The organism is Microbulbifer sp. JSM ZJ756 (assembly GCF_044383805.1).
Lineage (GTDB): Bacteria > Pseudomonadota > Gammaproteobacteria > Pseudomonadales > Cellvibrionaceae > Microbulbifer > Microbulbifer zhoushanensis.
The window spans coordinates 134,677-154,726 of record NZ_JBISER010000010.1 but is presented as its reverse complement, the minus strand read 5'-3'; the positions used below and the strand labels follow the sequence as shown (position 1 = coordinate 154,726).

Below are 20,050 nucleotides of genomic sequence, written 5' to 3'. Positions count from 1 at the left end.
GCCCCCAATCCGGCCAAAGATTTCGGCCGATATGGTCACTGCCCGGCCCGGGGGCCGCTGCTATTCTGCGAGGCAAATCCGGCCGACAGAGCCCCAGAACAACGTTCGACGATTCGGTCACCAACTGGTTTGGCCAGAAGAAGAGTAAAGAGAGAGATTTGCCATGTCACAGACCTACCCTCACCTGCTCGCCCCCCTGGACCTGGGCTTCACGCAACTGAAGAACCGGGTGCTGATGGGCTCCATGCACACCAACCTGGAAGAGCACCCGGGAGGTTTCGACCGGCTCGCCGCCTTCTATGCCGAACGCGCCCGCGGTGGTGTCGGCCTTATCGTCACCGGCGGTATCGGCCCCAATGAAGAGGGCTGCGTGTTCCAGGGTGCGGCGAAGATGACCACTGCTGAAGAGGCCCAGCAACACCAGGCAATCACCTCCGCTGTACATAATGAAGGTGGCAAGATCTGCATGCAGATCCTGCACACTGGCCGTTACGCCTATAATCCCAACCTGGTAGCGCCCTCGGCGGTCCAGGCGCCGATCAATCCCTTTACCCCGCGCGAGCTGAGCGACGAGGAGATCGAGGGCCAGATCGATGACTATGTGCGCTGTGCCACCCTCGCCCGCGAGGCCGGCTACGACGGTGTTGAAGTCATGGGCTCGGAAGGCTACTTCATCAACCAGTTTATCGTCTCCCGCACCAACAAGCGGACCGACCGCTGGGGCGGCAGCTTCGAGAACCGTATCCGGTTACCACTGGAAATCGTGCGCCGAATCCGTGAGGCCGTGGGTGAGGACTTCATAATCATCTACCGCCTGTCGATGCTGGACCTGGTAGAGGATGGCAGCACTTTCGAGGAGGTGGTAGCCCTGGGCCAGGCTGTTGAGAAAGCCGGTGCCAACATCATCAACACCGGTATCGGCTGGCACGAGGCCCGCGTGCCCACTATCGCCACCAGTGTCCCGCGGGCCGCGTTCACCGAAATCACCGCACGCGTAAAGAAACACCTCAGTGTTCCGGTCATTACCAGCAACCGGATCAATATGCCCGCGGTGGCGGAATCGGTGCTGGCCGAGGGCCACGCCGATATGGTTTCCATGGCGCGACCATTCCTGGCGGATCCGGAATTCGTGCAGAAGGCAGCGGAGGATCGTGCCGACGAGATCAATACCTGTATCGGCTGCAACCAGGCCTGCCTCGACCACACCTTCGAAATGAAGCTCACTTCTTGCCTGGTCAACCCGCGTGCCTGCCACGAAACCGAGCTCAATTACCTGCCGACGGACACCGCGAAAAAAGTTGCGGTCGTGGGTGCCGGCCCGGCCGGACTTGCTGCCGCCACTGTTGCGGCGGAGCGGGGCCACGAGGTAACCCTGTTCGAGGCCGATAACCGGATCGGTGGCCAGTTCAATGTGGCCAAGCGCATTCCGGGCAAAGCGGAATTCGAGGAAACCCTGCGTTACTTCGGCCGCAAACTGGAACTGACCGGGGTCCAGGTGGAACTGAACCGACGTGTAGCGGCAGCAGACCTGAAGGACTTCGATGAGGTTATTATCGCTACGGGTATCAACCCCCGCACACCGCCGATTCCCGGGGTCGAGAGCGAAAAAGTGCTCGGCTACCTGGACGTACTGAAACACCGCAAGCCCGTAGGCGAAAAAGTGGCAATTATCGGCGCCGGTGGAATCGGCTTTGATGTGGCTGAGTACCTGACTCATGAAGTTGATGAAAGCAGAGAGCTGATCGCCAGTGACAAGAATGAGTTCTTTGCCGAGTGGGGCGTAGATATCCGCCTGGACCATCGTGCCGGTCTCAAGCCCGCCGACTCTGTTGCCTCGCCGCGCAAGGTCTACCTGCTGCAACGCAAGACCTCCAAGGTGGGTAAGGGGCTGGGCAAGACCACCGGCTGGATCCACCGCACCAGCCTCAAGCACCGCCAGGTGGAAATGCTGCCCGGCGTCACCTACGAGAAAATTGACGACCAGGGCCTGCATATCCGCGAGGGCGAGGAAACCAGGCTACTGGAGGTGGATAACATCATTATCTGCGCCGGACAGGAGCCGGCACGGGAGCTCCACGAATCCCTGGCCGCAATGGGCATCAACTCCCACTTGATCGGCGGCGCCGACGAGGCAGCCGAGCTTGATGCCAAGCGTGCAATCGACCAGGGGTCGCGCCTCGCGGCCGGCCTCTGATACCGGACCCACAAAAGCCGTGACGCCGCCGGCGTCACGGCTACCCCGGGTCCATGGCCCAGGGAAACAGCTCCAGTGTTACTGCCCCCTTCATCCCTCCAGGGCAAGGACCCTGCCTTTTTCTTTTCCCGCTTGAGCAGGAACTTGCCAGCGCGCTGACAACCTGTACATCAGCAGCACAACGCCGCAGAGCACGAAACAGATCCAGTACAGAACCGACCCACCCCACCACTGAATGACAAGTCCACCGAACAATGGTGCGGCCGACCAGCCCAGCGCATAGAAAGCTGCCGCTCCGAAATAGCTGCCGCGGCGATCTGCGGGCGCCATCTGGTCGATCTGGATACTCATCGTCGGGAACAGGACCGTCTCAGCCAGGCTGACCACAAAGCTCGCCCCAAGCCAGCCTGCGACCCAGCCCATCGGGTTGAGCGCAAACCACAACTGGCCGACCGCCAGGACCACCAGGCCCAGTACAATGCGCTGGTGCACAGACCAGTGCCCCAACAGCCGCAACAGTGGGAACTGCAGGAGCACAATGGTCAGGGCATTGACCAGGATCATGCTGGAGATCAGCTCGACAACTTCCGGCGCACCGCTCCTTTTCAGGTACTGCACCAGGCTGGAGTCAAAGTGCGCATAGATAAAAAAGGTCAGAACATTGGCCAGCACTACCAGCAGGAACAAGCGGTCTTTCCGCAGCACTGCGATCGTACTCGAAAGCGTGGCGTCGGGGTTCCGGCGCTTGCCTGCAGCTCTCCCGGTGCTGGTAAACGCAAAGCCCCAGGCGATCGCCACCGTCAAAGCCAGGTAACTCAGCGCAGTCAGCCCGAAAGTCGACTGCTGTGCCGAAAGACCAGCCCAGACACCGACGAGGGGGCCGAACGCGACACCTACATTGACCAGGAAATAACGAAACTGCAGCGCCAGCTCGCGCGTGCCCTGCTCCGGCAGCAAGTCACCGATCAGCGCGCTTGACGGCGACTGCCAGATAGACTGTGCAACACAGCATAAGGAAATCGCCGCTATAAATACCGGAAGCGCCCCTGCCCGGGCCAAAAGTATAAACGCAAGGCCATTGAGGCCTGTACCGAGCAGCAGCAGGTTACGGCGGCCATAGCGATCCGACAGGGTGCCTACATAGAAGCCCAGCAGTGCAGCAGCAACTGCCGCTACACTCAGGATGACGCCAATCTCAGCGGCACCCAACGCGAAGCGGTCATATAGCATGATCGCCAGGAAAGGCCACACCATAAAGTAGGTCCCGCGGGCAAAAAAACTGCCGACCAGAATGATCCAGACCAGGGGGGGAAAGCCGTGCATTCTCTGCCACCACTGCTTATCCATGGCCACTACTCCCTATTTTCACGTTCCAGTTCCATCAATAATTCCTGTGGATCACTCCCATCCACCGGCAAAAAAAAACCCGGAAGGGAAGCCTTCCGGGTTTCTTTGGGGAGGAAGGCCTGTCACCTTCCTTCGCACTAAGCTCTGTCGGGTGCTCTAAGACATGGTGGTAACCACCGCACAGGTGCACAGGGTCATACGCACAGAAATCACTTCAACTGCACGCGCGCATGCAACCGGTTCCTGCGGTAGCAGGCCGGTACACGGCATCGGTTGTTGTGGTGTGATTTGCTTATACATGTTTCAGGGTAATCAAAGCTTGTAAACGGTATCCGGCAATACTATCTGAGCCAGAGGGTTTTGCAACCCCCGCCAATGGTGATCTGCCAGGCAGCCACCGCCTTGAAACCTGGAGCCCGAGCCAGCGACCTCTCCCAACCGTCACGCAGCACGGGATCATATCGACCAATCGGCCATGTCCGGTCGTACCGACATAGTCGCGTCACGAAGGGGCGGGGTCCGCTGGGACATCTATACTGGGAAGTCGTGGCGAAGCCTAAAGATAGTGCCACCCAGGCGATACCGGGGATGAAAAAACTGCCGACTCAGGTCCGAGTACCGCACTGAACAATCACCAAACCGGCCCCCCACCCCGTGACGCGTAATTCGTCAGCAGCATCTCTCACGGACGCGAGAAGGAACAATGACGCTCTCAGATCTCTTATTGAAAGCAAAACCAATGGTGGAGAGGAAACTGGAAGACCTCCCTGCCCCCTACATACTGTTTGTCTCGATTTGCGACGGGAAAGAGCGGGCCGTCACCCGCCATGTGAAAGGCGAAAGCATAACGGAGACATGGCAGGCTATTACCGCCGAGGCACGCAAGGCAACCAGGTCCGGCAAGCTCAAGCCCTGCTGGCTGCGCATGGATTGGGTCACCCGCGCCGACAAGATGAGCTGGGCAGGGCTGAAGGAAATACTCAGTGCCACCAAGCGATCTTACTTCCGCTATGGCATCGCCCTGGATGACGAATTTCGTTTTGCTTTCCTCGAACAGGAACTGAATGGCAACGCCATGCTCTACGGTGGAAACCAGATTGGGCATGCCGTCGTCAATGAGAAGAACTTCAATGTGTACTGTCGAAAGCGGTATGGAAACAAGCTCATACCGGATTTTTCGGATGAAAAAACAGTATATCGCTTGTGGACGGAAGGTCTCTTTTGTGATGAATCCGGCGCGCCCGAGTACCTTTATGGTCCCGGGAGAAACGCCGGCAGAAGGATCATCGACGACCTGGACGAAGCCACCACAACCAGACTGATCGAGACCAGCAGTAGCTACCTGGCAGGCCAGGTAAAGAAGAGTGGCCGTTTCGAATATGGCTGGCATGCATGCTTCGACAAACCAATCGGCACCTACAACACACTTCGACACGCAAGTAGTACGTATGCCATGACAGAGGCCTGGGAGGTAACCCGTGACAAGAATCTCCACTCCGCGATAGAGCGCTCCCTTGACTACCTCTCGAAAACGCTGATCAGGCGTGCTGCCTTGCCATCCGGGGAACAGGCAGCTTTCCTGGTTGAGGCCGATGGCGAGGTCAAGCTCGGAGGCAATGCCGTCTGCCTGCTGGCTTATGTTAAGTGGTGCGAGCTTACAGGAAACAACCAGTACCGTGAACTAATGGACCAGTTGGCACTGGGCATAGAGTTCATGCAGGACCGCGAGTCAGGGAAGTTCGTGCATGTTCTGCAGTTCCCTGAGTTATCAGTCAAGGAAGAGTTCCGCATCATCTATTATGACGGCGAGGCGGCATTTGGGCTCATGCGGCTTTACGGCCTGACCGGCGACGAGCGTTGGCTGAAGCTGGTCGAGAAGGCATTTGAATATTTTATCGCTGCCGACCACTGGCAGGCCCATGACCACTGGTTAAGTTATTGCGTCAATGAACTGACCCTCTATCGGCCGGAGGAAAAATACTACCGCTTTGGTATACAGAACGTAGAGGGCTACCTCGATTTTATCGAAAACCGTATCACCACCTTCCCGACCCTGCTGGAACTTATGATGGCGGCACAGAAGATGGTAACGAGGCTCTCGCAAGACGACAAATACCGTCACCTCCTGAAGCTGCTGGACCTGGAATGGTTCTACCGCGCGCTGCACAAAAGGGCAAACTACCTGCTCAACGGCTACTTCTGGCCAGAATTTGCCATGTTCTACAAGAACCCGGCAAAGATCCTGGGCAGCTTCTTTATCAGGCACCATGCATTCCGTGTTCGTATTGACGATGTGGAGCACTATCTGTCCGGTTATGTCGCCTATCGCAATTACCTGCGGAAAGGAAAAGTCCAGGCGAGGCAAGAAGCCACCATCGAAGAGGACCTGAAGCCCGCACCTCCCCCGGATGGGCGGCCGGTCGTAGCATGGGGCGGAGATGTAAACCTGTCCCGGCGCCAGCACTATCGCACAGCAGAGCTGGGTCGAAAAGCTGTGCTCGGACGTATACCAGCTCTGAGAAATGCAGACCTGACCGTTATCAACCTTGAATGTGTGGTTGCGACCTGTGGTGAACAGGGGACACAGAAAGGCGAATTATCTCCCTATTATTACCGCGCCAGGCCCGAGATGCTGCGCCTGCTGGTGGAGTCCAGAGTGGATGTAGTGGCCACCGCAAACAACCACAGCGGCGACTACGGCACTGATGCGTTGGTGGAGCAGTGTGAGTGGCTAGACAGGGTAGGCATTGCCCATGCCGGCTCAGGCCGCAATCTCGACCAGGCCCTGGCACCCGTGATTCGCCGCGCGGGACAGCTGAATGTGGCAATTTTTTCCCTGGATGCCACACAGGAAGAGTTTGCGGCTACGGTAAACAGGCCCGGGAGCGCCTATCTTCCACTGGGAGAACCGGGTGCCTGGACCAGCGTTCTAGAGCCGCGAATCCGCGCCGCGCGCCAACTGGCAGAAGTGGTGCTGGTCGCCGTACATTGGGGTCCAAACCGGGAGCGGGCTCCAGGTAAAGCAGAACTCCTGACGGGGCACGCGATTATTGACGCCGGTGCCGACGCAGTGCTCGGAGCCAGCGCACATGTCCTTCAGGGAACAGAGATTTACCGAGGCAGGCCGATCATACATGACGCGGGCGACCTCCTGTTCGACTCGATCCGAAACTCACTCGCGGACAGCGGTGTGTTCAGGTTGGCAATTAGCCACCGGGGGGTCGAACGCATAACGTTTGTCCCAGTCGGCTCTGGTTTTGGCTTCAGCCGGCAACTGAAAGATGGTAAAGCCATCGATGCTTGCAGGCGGTATGCCCGCCTTTCTGCACCGCTGGGCACAGCTTTCGTCCTGACAGAAAATGGTACTGCGACACTGGGCCTGTCACCGCCAGAGCGAGAAGTAGCGCCACATATTCCCGTAGCGGCCACTACCACTTACCGGCTGGCCCCCCTGCAAGCCGCCACCGAAATCACCAGGGATGAATGGCAGGTATCCTCGGTGCCGGAGGACGCCCGTGTTACACCACAATCCATAGGACCACTGAAGCTGGTTGGGATTCGCATCTGGCCTCGAGAGATCAAGTATCGGCAAATGCTGTGGGTGGAGTCTTTCTGGACCTGCGAAACTGAGCTTGATGAGGATCACCGAATAGACTTTCAAGCTGTCCCGGTCGAGCAGACCTCGATGCCCTACTGGGGGAAGTCGATGGATCACGATCCCTGTGATTGGCAGCTACCGACGAGCCGCTGGAAGAAAGGCTGCATTTACCGGGATTTCTATGGATTGAGGCCACCGGGCTCGCGAACCCTGCAGAGTGTGGACCTGCAGTTACACGTAGGCCTGGTAAACACAAGCGACCGGACACCCCCTATCCCACTGGAAGGGCTACAGGTACACCTGGACTTCAGCAAGGCCTCCCCCCCAAGTGGTAAGGCGCCTGTCTACCAGACCGAGTTTCCCAGCTCCCTCCTGAATCATAAGCATGGATTAACATGGGATGGCGAGCAGATAGAGCGCATCACAGGCGGCAGCTGGCTGGTGCCACCTCCTGATGACTGGGCTGTAAAGAACGTGGTGTCAGGGATCAGCTTCATCGAACAGGTCACGGGCCCGACCCTGTTTGTTGCCCACACAAGCCACGATCGGGCATATCATGAACAGAGCTCCTCGGTCACGAAGATATGGGATATGCATAAGCGCCTGTCCCAGCTGACGGGTCGACTTGCCGGGGCGATCGTTTCCAGGCCAATACCAGGGTTACCCCGGGGATTTCCCACGCTACTGGTTGATGATCCAATCAGGGCTATCGTTGAACTGGGCCTGGCCGCCAGGGCCCGCTACGACAAGGATGTGATTGCCATTACAGGTACCGCAGGGAAATCCACTACCCTGAGAATGCTCGGCCATATGCTTGGTGGAAGGGAGAAAGTGCTCACAAGTCTTGGCAACTACAACTCTCGGGTTGGGGCCCCTTCAATGCTGGCAAGCCTATCGACTCAGGATGATGCAGCCGTAATTGAAGTTGCGCAGAGTGCCCTGTGGATGAAGAGAGGCCCAATAACTCGACTGATAAAGCCAACCATAGCCATTGTTACTGAGATTGGTATCTCACAATCCCGTAGCCATGTGCGCTCTACAAAAGATACTGCACGCTGGAAGTCACGCATTTTCGATGGATTGACCGGTCCAGCTATCGCTATATTTGGTGATCACCTCAAGCACTTCGAGTACATTAAGTCGAAAGCCCAGCAACATTCCAGGAGGCTGGTCATATTCGGAACCGGTCCTGATGCGGAGGTGAAAATTAAGGATGTCCAGGGCGATGATGAAGGAAGCTGGGTAACAATAGAAACACCGAATGAGACTGTGAATTACCGGGTACCCGCACCCAGCAAGGGGATGGTGATGAACAGCATTGCCGCTATTTGCGCACTGTACGCCATGGGCAGGGATCTCCGCAGCCTGGCTGGAGAGCTTCAAAACCTGGAGCTGGATGACGCACACCTCAGCCGCACCAGGATGAAACTGGCAGGCAAGGAGATCAGCATTATTGACGATAGCTGGAATGCTACTGTCAGTTCGATGCTAAATGCTTTCTCTGTACTCGCCCAGTCAAATATAACAGGCCAGGGACGCAAGGTTGCTGTACTGGGCAGAATCGTTCACCTGGGGGATAAATCCCGTGAACTCCATCAAAGCCTGGCAAAACCGCTCTTGGAGAGCGGTGTTGATCATGTCATTACACATGGCGAGGAAATGAAGCATCTACGCGAGGTCTTACCGGGCTCAATACTTGGACCACACTTTACAACAGCTGATGAACTGGCGGGTCACCTGATGGAATTCGTCCGGCAGTCAGATCTTCTTTTGCTCAAGGGATCAAGACGTGACTCAGACTTTGGCTCTGTCCCATGGCTGCTCGAGCAAATGTCAGACACCAGTACTACGCCAGCATGAAAAAGAGGCTGGGTAAAATAGCAGGAAAAGCTCACACCTGCACTTGTGATCTTTGCTCAGCCAGCCCCAATGGCCGCATTCCACCAAGCCTGCGCCTTGACGCCTGTGTTTCCAACTTGACGTTAAATGCAATGCAGATCCTGAGGGAATTATCCTCGACCGGATTTACATAGTGATACAGCCAGTTGGGAAACAGGACCATCCTGCCTTCCCGGGGGACGACCTTACTCAGGCCTCCAAAATTGCAACCTGGCAGGTCAGTAGAAATACATAACATCCGAGGATCCAGAAACTCTATATTACCACTGCCTTTGCTTCTTTCCTTCACGAGATCGGATTTTACATAATAGACACCCGACCAGGTACACGACTCATGATTGTGTATTTTCCGATAGCTCTCAGCCCGTGAAACATTCGCCCAGGCATGAGCAAGCATATCATTAGGCCGGGGTTCATACCTTCCCTTCGTGACACTCTTGGTAATTTCCTGGACAGAGGATATAACTCTCTGCTTGAAGACTTTAACTTCCTCATAAGGCCACTCGAGCAGGTCCTTGCCAGAATCCCAACTGCCTATATTCGACCTTTGTACCTTTGGTGAAGTGCTTTCCTTTTCAAGAATAATCTGCATCAGCCTGGAATTAATCGATTGCGAACTTTCCCAGTCCTTTATGAGAATTGGCGTCGCGAATGCTGATTTAATTATGTCCATATCTCTTCACATAAAACAGGATACAGAGACTAACTCTGCATGGTAAAATTGAACTGCCTGAGTGATGGGTAATCCTCTAGCTGAATGTCTGACACCCTGGCCCGCGGATGACCGCTCCTGGCCAGGTTAACCATGGACTCAATGGCTACAGGGCTGCCCTCCAGTAACATTTCGACATCTCCTTGATTAAGATTACGCACCCAGCCAGCCACACCGTGCAATAAAGCCTGGCGTTTCAACCACTTTCGGTAGCCCACCCCTTGGACATCACCACATATCACTGCATGCACACAGCGCGAGGCAACAGATGTCGAGGCCACATCCGGGAAAAGTGAGTGAATCAAAGAACCTGCAACATCACGCCCGACACCCTGGGAAGGAAAGTGATGTAATGCCAGGCTTGGATTGCAAAAAATGCCGTCGACAACCCACGCCTGCTCTTCTGGTGAGACAGAGATATCCGAGGCGAGCACATCGACTCCGGCAAGATAAGGGCTGAATACCGCCTCCACAGAACAACAGGCAATATCGATGAAGCCGGGATGAAGCAGGTGGGTTACGTCTCGGCTAAATTCCTCGTATCTACAAGGTTCACCATCGTTACCATGATGGGGCCCACCAAAGGTACAGGCGACGACACGGCCGTCAATAACCAAAATTCGGTACTGACAAAGGACCACTAATCGGGATGGCGTCCTTTCACTCCTCAGACCTGCTTCATTTACTATTTCCTTTACCCAGTTACGATCTCGACTAATCTTAAGCGAGACCGCACTGGTCCGGTCTGGAATCCCCTTATAGAATATTACGGAAACATGCCCGTCAGATACTTCGGTTACCAGATCGTCGATTCTCTCTACACGAAGATTTATTGCGCAGGCAGCCTGGGTAACCAGGTCTCTCTGGGGATGTGTTCCAGTAGCAAATTTCCGGAACTCTTCGCCAATAGCGTAGGGTCTTGCTGCCACAAGTGGATCTTCCCGGGCACTGCCATTGACATGCAAGTTACCAAAAGCAAAATTCAGCAACTCTTCCGGTAGATTAACTGGGCGCCCGTAACTGGGAAATACCGAGCTGGAAACTGAGGGATTCCCGTTTATTTCTATCACCTCAGCGGTCACCACGTCCTGACTCTCATCAACGATGAGATCAACGCCGACCTGAGCCAGGCCAGGGAAGCAAGCTGCGGCCTTTAATGCAATCTCCAGGACACCGCTATCAAGATAATCAATAATCTGGACTGCATCACCTCCGGCAGAGATATTTGCCACACTGGCTAATTGAACATACTCTCCGGCTTTCGGCACATCATCGACTGATCGTCCATTTCTATCCAGGAAATCAAAACGCCTGATCGGAGATATTCCAGCAGATGGATTTTTCACTCTCTGCTGGTTCTTTCTTTCCACCAGCTCAAGAATTGTACTTTCCCCATCGCCGATAACACTAGCCGGCAATCGGGCGTAGGCAGATACAGCCCTCCCTCCAATAACTACAACGCGGAGATCGTAACCCCGCAGGTAACGCTCCACAATAACTGTACGTGAAAACCGTCTGGCGTAATCCCAGGCACTTAAAAACTGTTCTCGTGAATCTATCGCGGTAGTGACACCAGTACCATGAGATTTATTCAAGGGCTTTGTTACGACTGGCCACTTGCAGGACTCGAAATACCGGAGAGCCAGATCTCTATCCTCAAATTCCCGGCCTTCTGGCACCTTGACCCCACCTCGATCGAGAATGCGTTTCGCAAGGCTCTTATTCTTTGCACAATGAGTATACACAGCAGAGTTTTCGGGACTGTTCTGTAAAAACCCAACTCTTCGCCCATGGCTAGTGACGTCAAAGATCATCTTCTTGTAGATATTGACTTTGAACCCCAGGCGCTCTGCCTCTGAACTGATCAACGATATCGAAATATTGCCATCCCTCTGGTGAAAAGGGGAACTCTCATAGTCATTTTCAACTAAAAATAGCTTGTCGGCGGCCTCGGGTATTTGTACGGACATCTACGTCATCCTCAAGTACGGTAACCACTCACAGGTATTCAATTCGACCCCTAACCACCATGTACAACATCTAAAGTCGATAGATCCAGGATCCTTAGAATCGAATTCTAGTGTATCTACATTGATCGATTAGTGATGGTTCGTGATCCATATGCCAATAAATATGGAAACACGAAAGAAGAGACATGAGACACGAATTTCCCAACCATTACCTGGGCCTGGTCACTGGCACATACCTATACTTACAGCTCAGCTACTGAAAAATAACACAGCTAAGCATACAGGCGAAGATCGACCAAAAATTATACATAGGTGCTTATGAAAGATTGAAGGTCCCCGGTTACATGGAGCTAACCAGGGAAGCACCGTAGTAGCGTGCTGCCTGTACAGATTTATCGATAAACCAGAAATGCCCTCTGTTCAGTTGGGATGTGCTCACGTACAGAAACTTCCGACACTCTGGCTCGAGTGGGGCCCTGCTCACACAATGTCAGTAAGCTACCGACGCCACTGTGGGGCCCCTTGAAAAACATCTCGACGTCACCGTGGGGAAGGTTTCTTACCCACCCCGCAACACCATGTCGCACTGCTTCTCTCTGGACCCAGTCACGATACCCCACGCCCTGAACCCTGCCCCGCACCACGACATAGACACAGCGGTCCGAAGACAGCTGCCAATCTGCACCAGGAAAAAGTGACCGGAGCAAAGCCCCCGCAACGTCACGACCAACACCTTCAGACGGATAGTGATGCAGGATGAAGTTAGGATTACACATCACATCTGAAACCCGCCAGGATTGCTCATCTGGAGATACTTCAATATCCTCCGCAAGCACGTCCACGCCAGCAAAATATGGGTTAAAGACCGCCTTAACTGATTCCAATGCCGCCTTGGCAAAGTCAGGGTGGATCAGCTCAGTGATATCCCTACGCTGATCAGCGTAATTTCCCGCACCTTTTCCGTCACTGGAATAAGCGCCGCCATCAATACCAGCTACAACCTTGCCATCAATTACGATCAGCCGGTACTGGCACAGTTCCAGTGTATCTCCGGTCCTGTTCAGCCCCGCTTCCGCCAGGATCTCCTGGAGCCATTTCCTGTCCCTGGATACCTTCCTTGAAATGATATTGGTCCTGTCAGGCATGCCCTGGTAAAACATTACCGAATCGCTACGATCTGATACCTCGAAGACACTGGGGGATATATGGGAAACTCTGAGCTGCGCTGCAATTGCGGCTTGTTTGATATATGCTGCCTGCTCGCTCTCGCCGGTGGCGGCAACACGTAACCGCGGTGCGAAAACATAAGGCACTGCGGGCGCGATAATTACTTCGGCTGCATTCGATTTTTCAATGCGATTCCCGGAAAAAGCATGACGCAGGAGCTCGCCAGGCACATTTACCGGACTGCCATAACTTGGGAATACAGCATCACAGATCCCGGGATTCGAGTTTATCTCGATTACATGGCACTGCACCTTTTCTCCCCGATCATCGACCATCAGATCAACACCGGTCTGGTTCAGGCCCGGAAAGCAGCGAGCAGCCTTTTCCGCCACCTCAACAACTTCCTGCGGAACCAGGTGCAGCAACTGTACTGCGTCCCCTCCGGCCGATGTGTTTGCAACACTCGTCAACTGCACGTACTCACCTTTCTCGGGAACGTCCTCCATGGAACGCCCGTTGTGCTTCAGGAGATCAAATCGGGTGATCAGGTCAATCTGCAGGGAAGGGTTTTTCTCTCGCTGGAGGTTCTTGCGGTCAACCAGTTGCTGTATCGTGCTCTTTCCATCACCGATAACATGTGCTGGAATCCTTGACAGGGCAGCTACCGCCTTTCCGCCTACGACAACCACACGAAGGTCATACCCTTTTATGCATCTCTCAACCAAGACCTCCCTGCCGTATTGCCTGGCATAGTCCCAAGCTTCGAGGAAATGCTCCCTGGAATGGACATTAGTGGTTACCCCTGATCCGTAAGCACGGTCCAGCGGCTTCAGAACCATGCTGGTATTACAGGACTCGATGTAGTTCCATGCAGCCTCTGGCTCATCAAATACCTCACCCGACGGAACCGGCACTCCCTTTCGCGCCATTATCTCCTTGGCGACATCCTTCTGCCTGGCGCAGTAGCTATAAACAGCTGAATTTTCAGGGCTATTCTGGAGAAAAGTGACCCGGTTATTTTTGTGCAATACATCATAGACCAACTTCTTATAGCGCCTTACCTCAAAATTCTGTCGTTCCGCTTCCGCACTGATCAGTGCAGTTGCGATATCACCTTCTCTCTCGATAAACGGTGATCCTGAAAAGTCATTTTCAGTCTTAAACAACTCATCGGCACCTGCAGGGACATGATCAAACATCTTGGCATCCTCGAACGATTACTTTACGCTCCAGTGAATATCTACATCAACCTGGTCTCTTTTCCCCCTCAGCTCCCGTGGCCAAAGGTTTGACCAGACCCAGGTAAAATCCCGGTTGAGCACAATCTTTTCCTTGCCACCCACACCAAAGCCGTAACCAAAACGTGAATCCAGGGCAAGGTTTGGATCTACCGGTATCCAACGCCCCCCGATATAGACCTCGGCAGCGTGGTGGTTTGGCTGATTGAATTCACGTTTTGATGTCATAAGGAATTCAGAAGTTGTCCGGGCTGGATATCCCATCGCCCGTGCGAGGGCAACGAACAAGGCAGCATACTCAGTGCAATCCCCTTCCCCTTCATTGACTGCGTAGAGCGCGCCCTTGGTCGACTGCACATCGTACTCGAGTAGCTGCTGGGGAGTCAGGTATGCGGCCCTCAGTCGATCCTCATCAGAGTCAAACGCCCTTCGGATATGTGTGGCAAGTTTACGAATAGGTTCGGCATCGGACTCAATATATTTTCTGGGCTTAAGATACTCATCAGGTGGCGTTGCTTCCTGAGTCGGAGCGATCTTGTGAAAATCGTAACTGGTGATTTCCAGGTCAAACTGAACCGTTCGAACGGACCGTGAACCTGCGGGGATGTCCCATTCCATTTCAACATATTCACCATTGCCTAGTTTATGATGCTTACGCTTCAACTGCTCTGGATAGTCATAGCGGATGTCCAATAGCCGTTGTTGCATATGATCCCTTAGCGGGACGGAAATGCGATGCGTGTAACCCCGGATATCGATGTCAGAACGATTATCGACCACAACTTCAGCCGTAAGCGTCACCTTACGGGGCTGCCCCCAGGACGCATTAACCACAAACCACATCAACAGGAGGAATACACCTGCCAGGATGAAGAACTTCATATCCATCAAGCTACGCTCCTGCAAAATGGCCCCCTGTATAACTCTGCCAACTTGACTGTTTAGCGCTCCCGTAGAGCCTCACTTGCCTTATTTATGGGTTTAACCAGGTAGTCAAAAATTGTCTTGGAGCCAGTCTTGACATCAACTGAAGCAACCATACCCGGCACAATCGGGAATCGATTACCGTCTTGATTGATCAGGGCATCAGATTGAGTGAGGATATAGACACGGTAATAATATTCATTCCTGTTTATTTCGTCCTGGATTGTATCGGGTGAAATCGTCGTCACCTTTCCCTCCAGACCGCCATAAATAGAGTAATCGTATGCCGTGATCTTTACCTTGGCCGACTGTCCCGGATGTATAAATGCAATATCACGAGGAGAAATACGCGCTTCAATCAAAAGCTTGTCATCGAGAGGCACGATCTCCATCAGGCGGCCATTTGGCGGCAGCACACCGCCAATAGTAGTAACTTCAATATTCTTGACAATTCCACGAACTGGCGACCTCAGGGTCAATCTGGTAAGCGAGTCAGACCTACCCTCGATCACTGAGGAAAGCGCTTCGGCCTCGGCGCTAACTGTCGCAAGTTCCTCACGCGCCCGGACCATATATTCCGAGCGGATTTCCCGCATTTTGAGTTGCAGTTCAGACTTCTGCCGGCTAAGGCGTAAAACCTCGACATTGCTCGCCGCACCTGAACTGACCAGGGAACGCGTTATGGAAAGCTCCTTTTCAACCAAATCCAATGATTCCCTGACACCACGAAGCGATTCTTCAAGCCCTTTTTTTCTCGTATTAAAGAGCTTCTTTTCCTTCGCCTTCAGTTCATCATAGGTATCAAGTTCCTCCGGAAACTCCAGCTTGGTTCCATTGACTTCTGCTGTAAGACGCGCCACGCTAGCGATCGCTGCACGATAGCGCGCAGAACTTTCCTCGACGTTAGAGCGTACTTTGGTAGGATCAAGCTGGGCCAGGACTTGTCCCCGCTCGACAATATCTCCCTCACTTACCTTGAGATCCGCAAGGATTCCACCCTCGAGGGATTGGATCACCTGTTCACGGGAGGTCGGGACCACCTTACCAATGCCGGACGATACTTCATCTACCGTTGCAAAGTATGACCAGCCAATCAATGCAGCGATCAGGAGGAAGAATACCCAGACCACCCGAGTCGAATTAACCAGGGTTGACTCATCGTGCTCATCATACTGGTTCTCACCGGCCTGGTAGTCGGCATCCAGGAGTGGAATGGATTTGACACGGGCATTTTCACCGGCGTTACGCGACAGCCACTGGCTCTTCTCTTCCCTGTCCATCACGTTACCTGCTCACGATTCTTCTCACCCTGTCGGTCAGGTTTGGAGAGTCTTTCCATCACTTCATCTTTGGGCCCGTCCATCACTATCCTTCCCCGATCGATGACCAGGATTCGATCCACCAACTTGAGCGTACTGGACCTGTGGGTTGCCAGGACCAGAGTTCGCTTGTTAGACCAGCGCGAAAGGTTATCAATAAAACGCCGCTCAGCGGCCTCATCCAGTGATGCCGTGGGCTCGTCCAGAAGCAGGACCGAAGGCTGCCGGATCAGGAGCCTCGACAACAGGAGAGCCTGTTTTTGCCCCCCAGAAAGTCCTGCACCACCTTCCAGGACCATATGGTCCATCCCTTTGGGCATGTTCCTTACTGTATCCATGGCCCCCGACATCTTCAGGGCCCATATAATTTCATCGTCAGTTGCATTGGGGGCACCCAGTGTAAGGTTTTCCCGTAAAGTGCCATGGAAAAGCCCGGAGCCCTGTGCCAGAAGTCCCACGTCCCGCCTGACATCGGCGGGATCTATATGAGCTATTTCCACCCCGTCAAGATTTGCGGTGCCCGAACTTGCCTCGAGCATACCCGATAACGCCTGTAGCAGTGTCGACTTACCAGCGCCATTCTTTCCGAGTACAGCAATTTTTTCACCAGGGTTAATATGAAGTGACGATACAAAAAGGGCCGGTTCATTATCCCCGGGATCGTACTTGAATTCCGCATTACGGAAATCATAGTCACCGCGGATAGAAGCTTTATGCACTCGCTTGCTCCCCTCTGGCTGATCGACGGGTAGGTTCATTATGTTGTCGATACCTTCAAGAGCATACTTAGCCATTTGCCACCGGCTCAGTACCTGGGTGATATTAGCCATTGGGGACATCATTCTCGAACTGAGTATCGAGGCAGCAACAAGTGCACCCGTGGTCATTTCACCACTCATAACCATGGATGCCCCGAAAAGTACAGTCAGCGCAAAGACGGAGGACTGTACATTGTGAGTCCAGGTAACCAGTTTACTGGTCAGGTAGCGTAGTTTCAGGTTCGAGTCGGCCGTTACCGCATTGAAGTGATTCCATTGACGCTGGAACCGATGTTCTGCCTGGAGAGTTTTTATATCCTCCATTCCCTGTACAGTTTCGACGAGCATGCCATTTCTCAGCGAGGATTCCCGCATTGCTTCTCCCGATAACCTGGCAAGCTTCTTCTGGACGAGAACCCCCGGTATCACAAGCAGGAGCATGGCGAGCAGGGGAATCAGGACAAGGGGACCTGCAATGACCCAGAGCACTAACAGGAAAAGGAAAAAGAATGGCATATCCGCGATAGCCAGAATTGTTGTCGATGTGACCATATCTCGTACACGCTCCAGTTCACGGAGCTGGGAAATAAATGTGCCCGTCGACTTTGGTTTAGCAGAATTCCTCAACCTCACCGCATGGCCGAATACCTGATCGGATATCCGAATGTCAGCCCGCTTACCAAGCAGATCGGTAATTCTTACCCGCATTACGCGCATGGTAAAATCAAAGACGATCGCTAGAAGTACCCCGCTGAAGAGCACATATAAGGTCGACATGGATTCTGCCGGGATAACCCTGTCATATACCTGCTTGGCAAAGAGTATCCCGGACAAGGTAAGCGTATTGGCTACCGTAGTCGCCAGCATTACGTGACCATAGGGCCTCAGGTCGCGCAATATGATTTTCCGGAACCAGTGTCGGTTGTCCGGCTTGATATAATCGTCGACACGAATATCACTGATTGTCTTCCGCGGACGAAGTATTACCAGATGACGGATTTTTTCGGCGATTTCTTTGATATTAACGCTGCTTTCAAGCCCCTGGTCACCACTCCATAGAATGCCCAGTTTCCCGTTTTTCCCCATTGTCTCGATAACGCCAACCTGGCCACCAACCAGCTGGACAACGACCGGCAAGCGCCAGGGAGTAAGCTCGAACTGACCAAACTGGGAAAACTTGATTGTAAGGCCTGCTTGCCGTGCCATCTGCCTCAAGACGAGCTCGACACTTTCTGCCACCCCCCAGTCAGAAGCTATCCGGATGTTTTCCTCAGAAAAATCCAGCCGGTAATGACGTGATACGGCGACAATGGCTTCCAGCCATGGTTGATAGTCCATCTCCGCATTGGTAGCGCCAGTCTCCGCCTGGCCCTGCTCCAGGATGGTCTCGTTGTTCAAGGCAACACCTCCACTCCCTGAACCGCTCGCCCTTCAATCCCAAACGCCCTGCGAATATCACCCGTGTTATAGAGGCATTCGATCTCAAGCGCTTTGAGATCGAAGCGGGTCTCAACACGATCCCGGCGCGCCTGCTGCAGCTCTTCCTCTGAATTTAGTAGCTCAAGTAAGGTTCGGGTTCCAAGAGAAGAGTACTGCTTTCTATAGAGATCCCTGGTCTCGCTGATTGCATCCTCACGCGCATCCAGTATCCCCAGGCTGCGTCCTAGCCCATTGGCCTGAGCCTGTGCGGCCCGGTACTCCCGGGTGACAGACTCACGGGCAGCATCCTTTGCCGCGTCAGCTGAGCTCAATGCATAGGATGCTGATTCTTTACTTGCAGACAGCCGCCCACCTTGATATATGGGCATGGAAAGATTGAGGAACACCGCAGACTCATTCTCGTCGAGTACATTGGTATCGACATAAGTCTGGTCCAGGTAGCGGTTATAGCTCGCGTCAAGGGATAGAGTGGGCCAGACGTCAGCTTTGGATTCCTGAAGCCGGGCCATTGCCTCCGCACGTGACGCCTCCGCGATCAGGACTCTCGGTGACGCAAGCACCTCTCCGGGTGGACCCTCACAGGCATTCCTGACGGTTTCTGGCGTGCCCATCGTGACTCGCACAGGTGCGCCGGCGTTGACGAGATTCTGCAGTGTACTACGCCAGCGGGCCAGGTCAGCGCTGACCTGCTGCTTCGATGCACGTGCGGCTTCAATACGCGACTGAGCCTGCAAAACATCTGAACGAGAGCTGGCGCCCCGCTCACTTCGCATTCGCACCAATGAGGCTATTGACGATACCCCGGCTATCTGTTCGTCTGCTATTTCCAGAAGAGCCTGGTATCGCTGGACTTCCACCGCTGCGCTTGCAGTATCCCGGGCAACCTGGTCAATTGCCTGGAGTACTTCTGCCCTGGAGCGACTCACTTCGGCTTTTGCCAGGTCCACACCGCTGGAGATCTTGCCGAAGTCATAAATCACTTGTGAGACGTACAGCTGTAAGGCGTGGCCATTGCCATCGCCGTCATTCTCACTGTCCTGGCCTGCCACCACGCCCGCACTCAGCTGCGGGAAATATCCCGAACGGGCGACACGTATGCCTTCCTGTCGCCGGTATAGTTCTCCCACGCTCTCCGCAATGGCCGGATGCCAGTCGATGGCCTGGTGCACTGCATCAGTCATACTCAATTGTTGCGGTGCGTATTGGGAGTGACTGATCACAGACGGAGGAGTGGCTACTTCCTGCTGGACAGCCGATTCACTTATTCGGGCGGGTCGGTCAGCCGGGTCAGCCCCGGACTGGGATTGAGCTTGCTGCACCCACATGGTGGTGAGAGATGCCAGCGTGACTATCCATAGTCGCTGCATTGAATCCACTATATTCACTTGCTCTGGCGTTAGCGATATCCGGTACGGACATTTTATACCCGGGACCACTAGTTGAATTTTTTCCTTCCAATATTCTAGTCGAAAAAAGAAACACCG

At 54.0% G+C, this 20,050-nt stretch carries 10 protein-coding genes; 2 read left to right on the top strand and 8 right to left on the bottom strand.

Going from position 1 to position 20,050, the window contains the following annotated elements; translation table 11 throughout:
* The first annotated feature begins 163 nt into the window (after positions 1–163).
* Positions 164–2,194, top strand: coding sequence for an NADPH-dependent 2,4-dienoyl-CoA reductase (locus ACH6CX_RS15975; protein WP_237064280.1), 2,031 nt, complete (start codon positions 164–166; stop codon positions 2,192–2,194).
* A 90-nt stretch (positions 2,195–2,284) separates the two neighbouring features.
* Here ACH6CX_RS15975 and ACH6CX_RS15970 read toward each other — a convergent pair whose 3' ends face one another.
* Positions 2,285–3,541 (bottom strand): MFS transporter, encoded by a 1,257-nt coding sequence (locus tag ACH6CX_RS15970; RefSeq protein WP_237064282.1) that lies wholly within the window; start codon positions 3,539–3,541, stop codon positions 2,285–2,287.
* A gap of 703 nt (positions 3,542–4,244) precedes the next feature.
* On the opposite strand from ACH6CX_RS15970, the gene ACH6CX_RS15965 reads away from it, so the two are divergent.
* On the top strand, positions 4,245–8,999 hold the full coding sequence (locus ACH6CX_RS15965; protein WP_396675880.1) for a CapA family protein: 4,755 nt from the start codon (positions 4,245–4,247) through the stop codon (positions 8,997–8,999).
* A 31-nt stretch (positions 9,000–9,030) separates the two neighbouring features.
* On the opposite strand, the gene ACH6CX_RS15960 is transcribed toward ACH6CX_RS15965, so the two are convergent.
* From ACH6CX_RS15960 to ACH6CX_RS15930, 7 genes are all read right to left on the bottom strand, one after another.
* Positions 9,031–9,711: a TIGR02466 family protein gene (locus ACH6CX_RS15960; RefSeq protein WP_237064287.1), complete on the bottom strand. Its 681-nt coding sequence runs from the start codon at positions 9,709–9,711 to the stop codon at positions 9,031–9,033.
* Positions 9,712–9,740: 29 nt separating this feature from the next.
* On the bottom strand, positions 9,741–11,720 hold the full coding sequence (locus tag ACH6CX_RS15955; RefSeq protein ID WP_237064289.1) for an acylphosphatase: 1,980 nt from the start codon (positions 11,718–11,720) through the stop codon (positions 9,741–9,743).
* A gap of 392 nt (positions 11,721–12,112) precedes the next feature.
* Positions 12,113–14,086, bottom strand: coding sequence for an acylphosphatase (locus tag ACH6CX_RS15950; RefSeq protein WP_237064291.1), 1,974 nt, complete (start codon positions 14,084–14,086; stop codon positions 12,113–12,115).
* Between the two features lie 18 nt (positions 14,087–14,104).
* The gene (locus ACH6CX_RS15945; RefSeq protein ID WP_233005735.1) at positions 14,105–15,013 is read right to left on the bottom strand and encodes a transglutaminase family protein; all 909 of its coding nucleotides are present in this window, start codon (positions 15,011–15,013) and stop codon (positions 14,105–14,107) included.
* 53 nt (positions 15,014–15,066) lie between these two features.
* Positions 15,067–16,329: an HlyD family type I secretion periplasmic adaptor subunit gene (locus ACH6CX_RS15940; RefSeq protein WP_233005736.1), complete on the bottom strand. Its 1,263-nt coding sequence runs from the start codon at positions 16,327–16,329 to the stop codon at positions 15,067–15,069.
* Positions 16,329–18,524, bottom strand: coding sequence for a type I secretion system permease/ATPase (locus ACH6CX_RS15935; RefSeq protein WP_233005737.1), 2,196 nt, complete (start codon positions 18,522–18,524; stop codon positions 16,329–16,331). The genes ACH6CX_RS15940 and ACH6CX_RS15935 overlap by 1 nt, the downstream gene beginning before the upstream one ends.
* Complete coding sequence (locus tag ACH6CX_RS15930) at positions 18,521–19,747, bottom strand: TolC family outer membrane protein (RefSeq protein ID WP_233005738.1); 1,227 nt, start codon at positions 19,745–19,747, stop codon at positions 18,521–18,523. Before ACH6CX_RS15930 ends, ACH6CX_RS15935 begins: the two co-directional genes overlap by 4 nt.
* Positions 19,748–20,050 lie beyond the last annotated feature (303 nt).